Genomic DNA, 3,565 nt, shown 5'->3' with positions numbered 1-3,565 from the left:
GAAAGGCCGCCAACACCGGATGGTCGTCGTACGCCCGGACCGCCCGCGTCGCGCCGACCAACCGCAACGGCCCGGCCGCCTCGGCCAACCCGACCACCGGCGAACCGAGATCGAGCAGGCGCGCCGTCGCGGCGGAGCGGGTGGGCGCGGCGGCCACAGCGGGAACGGCGAGCAGCGCCGGGTCGATCGCCGCGCCCTCCACCCACAGCGCCGCCCCGGCGCGACGAAACTGGTCCAGGCCGGGCCGCAGCGTCGAATTGGCCGCGACCGCGAGCGCGTCCCGCCCCCGCAGGGTGTCCTGCACGAAGCCGACCAGACTGCCCGCGCCCGCCTGGACGAAGACGCGGACGCCGCTCGCGTACAGCCGGTCCACCAACTCCCGGAACCGAACCGGCTCCAGCAGGTGACGAACCGTCAACGCCCGCACGGCGTCCGCGTCCTCGGGAAACGGCGCGACACTCGTCGCCGACCACACCGGTATGCGCGGGACGCGCAGCGGCAGGTGCGCGAACGCGTCCCGGGCCTGGCCCAGGTACGGTTCCCACATCGGCGTGTGGAACCCGGAACGAAACGGGAGTTCGCCGCCGAGGACTCCTTCGCGGCGCAGCCCTTCGAGCACCGCCCCGACCGCCTCCGGAGGGCCGCACACCACGCTCTGGTGCGGGCAGTTGTCGTGCGAGACCACCACCGGTCCCGCGCCCACGTGCCGGCGGGCCGCGTCGACGCCGCATCCGAGCGCGGCGTACATCAGATCGGGCACGGCGAGCGAGTCGGGGCCGAGCGAGGCCAGGAACGTGTCGATGGCCGCGCGCGGGTACATCCCGGACGCCACCATCGCGGTCCACTCACCCACGCTGTGGCCGGCCAAGACGTCCGCGGTGACGCCCACTCGGCGCAGCGCGTCGGCGAGGAAGCGGCCGGCGGTGGTGGCATCCACCGCGCGCCCGATCAGGTCGGTGCCGCCGGTGATGTCGGGGCGAGTGCGGCCGAGCAGGTCGGCGAGATCGTCCGCACGCGGTTGTGGCTCCGGTTCCAGACCGGGGAACAGGATTGCGATCCGCCCGGGCTCGGCGGCCTGTGGCCCGAGCAACGGGCGCGGAGTGAACCAGATCTCGGCCCGGCCGCGCCACGGCTCACCGCGCGCTACGACCCGCGCGGCCAACGCCAGCCGCTCGGGCGTCGGGTCGGCCACGGCGATCCGACACGGGCCGGTCGTCGTGCGGGCCGGGGCCTCACCGGCAGTGAACTCGGCCAACCTTTGCGCCAGTTCCGCGGGGGAATCGGCGGCGAGCGTCACGAGCGCGGGCGGCCTGTCGGCGGCCCGGGTGGGCAGGGCCACCGCGCGCCCGACCGGGGCCTGCTCCAACACGGCGTGCGCGTTGACACCACCGAACCCGAAGGCGTCCACGGCCGCGAGTCGGCTGCCCGCCGGATTCGCGGGCCAGTCCTCGACGTCGGACTGTGGGCGCATCCGCGTGTGCGCGAACGCCGGATGCGGATCCTCCACATGCAGGGTCGGCGGCAACGTGCGGTGGTGCAGGGCCAGCGCGGCCTTGATCAGACCCGCGATGCCCGAAGCCTGCATCGCGTGACCGATGTTGGACTTGACCGTCCCCAATGCCACATCGGCCCGGTCGTTCGCCGCGCGAGGCCCGAAAACACGTCCCAGTGTGGTCAGTTCGGCTTCGTCGCCGACCGGTGTACCGGTGCCGTGTGCCTCCAGCAGGCCGAGCAGGCCCGGGGCCCTCGGATCCAGGTCCGCCGCGCGCCAGGCCTGTTCGAGGGCGCGGACCTGGCCCGCGACCAGCGGGCTCATCAGGCTCGCCGCGCGGCCGTCGCTGGTCACGCCCACGCCGCGGACCACGGCGTAGACGCGGTCGCCGTCGCGTTCGGCGTCGGCCAGCCGTTTGAGCAGCACCGCGCCGGTGCCCTCGGAGATCAGCGTGCCGTCGGCGGCGCGGTCGAACGGGCGGATCCGTTCGCTCGGGCTGAGTGCGCGCAACTGGGTGAACACACTCCACAACGTCGCGATGTGACAGTGGTGTACGGAGCCCGCGAGCACCGCGTCGCAGCGCCCCGAGCGAAGTTCGGTGATTGCCTGGTCGAGGGCGAGCAGCGAGGTCGCGCAGGCCGCGTCCACGGTGTACGACGGACCGCCCAGGTCGAGTCGGTTGGCGATCCGGGACGCGGTGAAGCTCGGTACCAGGCCGATCGACGCCTCGGGACGTTCGGGGCCGAGCGAGCTCTGAAACGCCTCGCGGATCTCGGTCAGCCGAGCGCGATCGAGGTCGGGAGCCAACTCGCTCAGGATGCGGACCAATTGGTGCGCGGTACGGACCCGCTGGTCCAGCCGCGCGGTGGCGACGCCCATGTAGCCGCCGCGCCCGAACACCACGCCGATCCGCGAGCGGTCGGGCAGCCGGGCCTCGCCGCCCGCGTCGGCGATCGCCTCGGCACTGGTGCGCAGCGCGAGCAGCTGGTCGGGTTCGGCGCCGTCGACCACCGCCGGCATGATGCCGAAGGCGGTCGGGTCGAACGTCGCGAGGTCGTCGACGAAGCCCCCACGCCGGCAGTAGAACCGGTCGCTGCGGGCCGGTTCGCCGGCCGTGCCGGGCGCGTAGTACAGCGCGGGATCCCAGCGGTCGGTCGGGACGTCGCGGATCGCGTCCGTCCCCGAGACGATCAGGTCCCAAAACCGCGCAGTGTCCATCGCGCCGGGAAACAGCGCGCCGATCCCGACGATCGCGGCGTCGTCGGGACGCGGACCCGAGGGGCGGGTCATGCGGGCACCGGGCCGGAGGACGGGGTTGAACCATTGGCCGGGTCCGGTTCGGCGGACGCGATGGGCCCGGTAGGCGGCACCGACCCGGTGGGCGGTACACACACGTACACGGCCTGCGCAGCCTCCCCGCACGCGAGTTCCGTGAGCAGTGCGTCCACGCCGTGTGCCGGATCGATCAGCGGCACCCCGCGCCGTGTGTACTCGCGCTCCAACTCGGGAGTGACCATCCCGCCGCCGGCCGCCGCCCACGGACCCCAGTCGATGGTGACCACCCGTTCGGCGACCGGCGCGGGCAGGTCGCCCTGTTCGCCGGCCCAACCATGTGCCAGCGTCGCGAGCGCGTCGTTCGCGGCGGCGTAGTCGGTCTGACCCCGGTTGCCGTACACGCCGGCCACGCTGCCGAACATGACCAGGAAGCCGGGCGGCGCGAGCCCGGGCCGCAGCGAGCGCAGCGCGGACACCAGGGCGCGGGCCCCGTCGACCTTGGTCGCGAACACGCGGCGGAAGGAATCGGGGGACTTGTCCGCGAGCAGCCGGTCCGCCAGGATGCCGGCGCCGTGCACGATCGCGTCCAACCGGCCGTAGCGCTCGACGATCGCCTCGACGACCGCGCGGACCTGCTCGGGGTCGGTGACGTCCGCAGCGTGCAGGCGCACGGACGCGGCCGGTTCGGCCAAGGCGGCGAGTGTTTCCCGGATCTGACGCCCGCTCAGGATCCGGGTCACCTCCGCCTCGACGCGGGCCGGCTCGCGCAGGCCGCCGGCGACGAGCGCGGCGCGCAGT

Annotated in this window: 2 protein-coding genes; both read right to left on the bottom strand. The window is 73.9% G+C overall.

Going from position 1 to position 3,565, the window contains the following annotated elements; genetic code table 11:
- Positions 1 to 2,782 (bottom strand): type I polyketide synthase (locus tag GT354_RS34240; protein WP_161360262.1); only part of this gene is annotated, 2,782 nt, incomplete at its 3' end.
- Positions 2,779 to 3,565, bottom strand: a 787-nt coding sequence (locus GT354_RS34235) for an SDR family oxidoreductase (protein WP_161360261.1), incomplete at its 5' end; no start/stop codon positions are given. The genes GT354_RS34235 and GT354_RS34240, both read right to left, overlap by 4 nt.

Origin of the sequence: Streptomyces sp. SID3343 (assembly GCF_009865215.1) — a bacterium.
GTDB lineage: Bacteria > Actinomycetota > Actinomycetes > Streptomycetales > Streptomycetaceae > Embleya.
The sequence above is the reverse complement of the archived record's forward strand: the minus strand, read 5'-3'. Positions and strand labels throughout refer to the sequence as shown.